The following is a 3983-nucleotide window of genomic DNA, read 5'->3' on the forward strand; positions in this document are numbered from 1 at the left end:
GAACTTCCACGACCGTAAGGTCACCAGCACCTGAAGCTGGCGTGTCTACCAATTTCACCATCTGGGCTTCATCTTCAGCGTCGCCGCTGTTGATGTGGCGCACTATACGGAGCGCCTTTTGATCTGTAAACCCCTGATTTGATTTTAATAAATCAATTTCAGAAAAAGCGGGGGGCAGAATGCAAAAAACCCGCTTTCGCGGGTTTTTGTGTGAGTCTTGAAACTGATCTAGTCTCAAACTCGAAATTGGTGCCCAGGAGAAGACTCGAACTTCCACGACCGTAAGGTCACCAGCACCTGAAGCTGGCGTGTCTACCAATTTCACCACCTGGGCATCTCGTCAACGTGTGTACGTCGTCGATGGCGCGCACTATACGGAGCGACTTTTTAACTGTAAACCCCTGCCGGCAAAAAAAATGATTTTTTTTACCAGCGGTGTTCAAAACGGCTTTCGAACGTCGATAGAGGGCTTTAGAAAGGCCTTTATAGTCTGAAATTTCCCGTTTGATGGCGCCTATGCCAAACTAACCCGCATATAGACAAGGTGAAAACTCTCTAATGGCCGATTGGCAGTCCCTCGATCCCGAGGCCGCTCGTGAAGCGGAAAAATATGAAAACCCTATTCCCAGCCGCGAACTGATCCTTCAGCACCTTGCTGATCGAGGTTCGCCTGCTGCCCGCGAGCAACTGGTCGAAGAGTTTGGTCTGACCACAGAAGACCAGATCGAAGCCCTGCGCCGCCGCCTGCGCGCCATGGAGCGCGACGCTCAACTGATCTATACCCGCCGTGGTACGTATGCACCAGTCGACAAGCTCGACCTGATCCTCGGTCGCATCAGTGGTCACCGGGACGGCTTCGGCTTCCTGGTGCCGGATGACGGCTCCGACGACCTGTTCATGAGCCCGGCGCAAATGCGTCTGGTGTTCGACGGCGACCGTGCCCTGGCCCGTGTCTCCGGCCTGGACCGTCGCGGTCGTCGCGAAGGCGTGATCGTCGAAGTGGTGTCCCGTGCCCACGAAAGCATCGTCGGCCGCTACTTCGAAGAAGGCGGTATCGGCTTCGTCGTCGCGGACAACCCGAAGATCCAGCAGGAAGTGCTGGTGACGCCGGGCCGTAACGCCAACGCCCAGATCGGTCAGTTCGTCGAGGTGAAAATCACTCACTGGCCGACGCCGCGCTTCCAGCCGCAAGGTGATGTGATCGAAGTGGTCGGCAACTACATGGCGCCGGGCATGGAAATCGATGTCGCCCTGCGCACCTACGACATTCCGCACGTCTGGCCTGAAGCCGTTCTGAAGGAAGCCGGCAAGCTCAAGCCGGAAGTCGAAGAAAAAGACAAAGAGAAACGCGTCGACCTGCGCCATCTGCCGTTCGTCACCATCGACGGCGAAGATGCCCGCGACTTCGACGACGCGGTCTACTGCGAAGCCAAGCCGGGCAAACTGCGCCTGTTCTCCGGCGGCTGGAAGTTGTACGTGGCGATTGCCGACGTTTCCAGCTATGTGAAGATCGGTTCGGCTCTGGACAACGAAGCCCAGGTGCGCGGCAACTCGGTGTACTTCCCCGAGCGCGTGGTGCCGATGCTCCCGGAGCAGTTGTCCAACGGCCTGTGCTCGCTGAATCCGCATGTCGACCGTCTGGCCATGGTTTGCGAGATGACCATCTCCAAGTCCGGCGAAATGACCGACTACTGCTTCTATGAAGCAGTGATCCATTCCCACGCCCGTCTGACCTATAACAAGGTCAGCGCGATGCTGGAAACGCCGAAAGCGACAGAAGGGCGCAAGCTGCGCGGTGAATACACCGACGTCTTGCCGCACCTCAAGCAACTCTACGCGCTGTACAAGGTATTGCTGGCTGCCCGTCATGTACGTGGCGCGATCGATTTCGAAACGCAGGAAACCCGGATCATCTTCGGTTCCGAGCGCAAGATTGCCGAAATCCGTCCGACCACCCGTAACGACGCGCACAAGCTGATCGAGGAATGCATGCTGGCGGCCAACGTGGCCACCGCCGAATTCCTGAAGAAGCACGAGATCCCTGCGCTGTACCGTGTCCACGACGGCCCGCCTCCGGAGCGTCTGGAAAAACTGCGCGCGTTCTTGGGTGAACTCGGTCTGTCCCTGCACAAAGGCAAGGATGGCCCGTCGCCGAAGGACTATCAGGCCCTGTTGGCCAGCATCAAGGACCGTCCGGATTTCCACCTGATCCAGACCGTGATGCTGCGCTCCCTGAGCCAGGCGGTGTACAGCGCCCAGAACGAAGGCCACTTCGGCCTGAATTACGAAGCCTATACCCACTTCACCTCGCCGATCCGTCGTTACCCGGACCTGCTCACGCACCGGGCGATCCGCAGCGTGATCCATTCGAAACAGGACACCCCGCACGTTCGCCGTGCCGGTGCGATGACCATTCCGAAGGCGCGCATCTATCCGTACGACGAAGCAGCGCTGGAGCAACTCGGCGAGCAGTGCTCGATGAGCGAGCGCCGTGCCGACGAAGCGACCCGCGACGTGGTGAACTGGCTCAAGTGCGAGTTCATGAAAGACCGCGTGGGCGAATCGTTCCCGGGCGTGATCACTGCCGTGACCGGTTTCGGGCTGTTCGTCGAACTGACCGATATTTACGTCGAAGGTCTGGTGCACGTTACGGCGTTGCCGGGTGACTACTACCACTTCGACCCTGTGCACCACCGCCTGGCGGGTGAGCGCACCGGTCGCAGCTTCCGTCTTGGCGATACCGTTGAAGTGCGCGTCATGCGCGTCGATCTCGACGAGCGCAAGATCGACTTCGAGATGGCTGAAAAAACCATCAGCGCGCCGATCGGCCGCAAGAAGCGTGGCGCCGAGACGACCACTCCTGCAGCCAAGGTTGTGGAAGAAAAGGCTCCGGCAAAAACCGCCAGCCGTCGTCCGGCCAAGGAGAAGGCTGTCGAGGCCTATCGTCCGAGCGATGCCGTGGCGAAAAACGCCGAGCTGCGCAAAAGCCGTGAATTGAAGAAGGCCTTGCTGGCCGATGCCAAAAACGGTGGTAAAGCGGCGTCCGGGGGAAAGGCCGGACGGTCGGCGCCTGACAAGGCTTCCGGCGGCAAGCCAGCCAAACCGAGCAAACACCGTAAAGGCCCGCCGAAAGCGGGTTCCGCTCCAGCCAAAAGTGGCGGGGCGCGTAAACCGAAGGCGAAGTCATGAGTCAGTTGGAAAAAATCTACGGCGTTCACGCGGTAGAAGCGTTGCTGCGTCACCACCCTAAACGCGTCAAGCAGATCTGGCTGGCCGAGAGTCGCAACGATCCGCGCGTGCAAACGCTGATCGAGCTGGCCAACGAAAACCGGGTCCAGATCGGTCAGGCCGAGCGCCGCGAAATGGACGCCTGGGTTGAAGGCGTGCACCAGGGCGTGGTGGCGGACGTCAGCCCGAGCCAGGTCTGGGGCGAAGCGATGCTCGACGAGCTGCTCGATCGCACCGAAGGCGCGCCGCTGTTGCTGGTGCTCGACGGCGTGACCGATCCGCACAACCTCGGCGCCTGCCTGCGCTCGGCGGACGCTGCCGGTGCGCTGGCGGTCATCGTGCCGAAGGACAAGTCGGCCACCCTGACGCCTGTGGTGCGTAAAGTGGCTTGCGGCGCGGCGGAAGTGATTCCGCTGGTGGCCGTTACCAACCTTGCACGCACTCTGGAGAAGCTCCAGCAGCGTGGGTTGTGGATTGTCGGTACGGCGGGTGAGGCCGAGGTCAGCATCTATGACCAGGACCTGACCGGCCCGACCATCCTGATCATGGGCGCCGAAGGCAAAGGCATGCGCCGCCTGACACGCGAGCATTGCGATTACCTGGTGCACTTGCCGATGGCCGGTAGCGTCAGCAGTCTCAACGTCTCGGTTGCGACCGGCGTGTGCCTGTTCGAAGCCCAGCGTCAGCGCGGTGCCAAGGCCAAGGCGGCTGCCAAAAAGGCTTAAGCCTCACGCCGATTCAAATGTGGGAGCGGG

3 protein-coding genes and 1 tRNA gene are annotated in these 3983 nt (G+C 60.2%); 2 read left to right on the forward strand and 2 right to left on the reverse strand.

Annotated features, from left to right (window positions below; all coding sequences use genetic code 11):
- Window positions 1–277, reverse strand: a 277-nt coding sequence (locus ACTJK9_RS15470; RefSeq protein ID WP_440814711.1) for a hypothetical protein, incomplete at its 3' end; no start/stop codon positions are given.
- Window positions 248–334 (reverse strand) — tRNA-Leu (locus tag ACTJK9_RS15475). The genes ACTJK9_RS15475 and ACTJK9_RS15470, both read right to left, overlap by 30 nt.
- A gap of 224 nt (window positions 335–558) precedes the next feature.
- Here ACTJK9_RS15475 and rnr point away from each other — a divergent pair.
- Together rnr and rlmB are read left to right on the forward strand one after the other, a co-directional pair.
- Window positions 559–3189, forward strand: coding sequence for a ribonuclease R (gene rnr, locus ACTJK9_RS15480; protein ID WP_064593109.1), 2631 nt, complete (start codon window positions 559–561; stop codon window positions 3187–3189).
- Window positions 3186–3953, forward strand: coding sequence for a 23S rRNA (guanosine(2251)-2'-O)-methyltransferase RlmB (gene rlmB, locus ACTJK9_RS15485; RefSeq protein ID WP_007950704.1), 768 nt, complete (start codon window positions 3186–3188; stop codon window positions 3951–3953). The genes rnr and rlmB overlap by 4 nt, the downstream gene beginning before the upstream one ends.
- Window positions 3954–3983: the final 30 nt, after the last annotated feature.

The organism is Pseudomonas sp. 22082, assembly GCF_052046055.1.
In the GTDB taxonomy this organism is placed as follows: domain Bacteria; phylum Pseudomonadota; class Gammaproteobacteria; order Pseudomonadales; family Pseudomonadaceae; genus Aquipseudomonas; species Aquipseudomonas pharyngis.

Bases quoted from the DNA above. Each gene is read 5' to 3' on its own strand.
- rnr (WP_064593109.1), top strand. From the start codon at position 559: ATGGCCGATTGGCAGTCCCTCGATCCCGAGGCCGCTCGTGAAGCGGAA.
- rlmB (WP_007950704.1), top strand. From the start codon at position 3,186: ATGAGTCAGTTGGAAAAAATCTACGGCGTTCACGCGGTAGAAGCGTTG.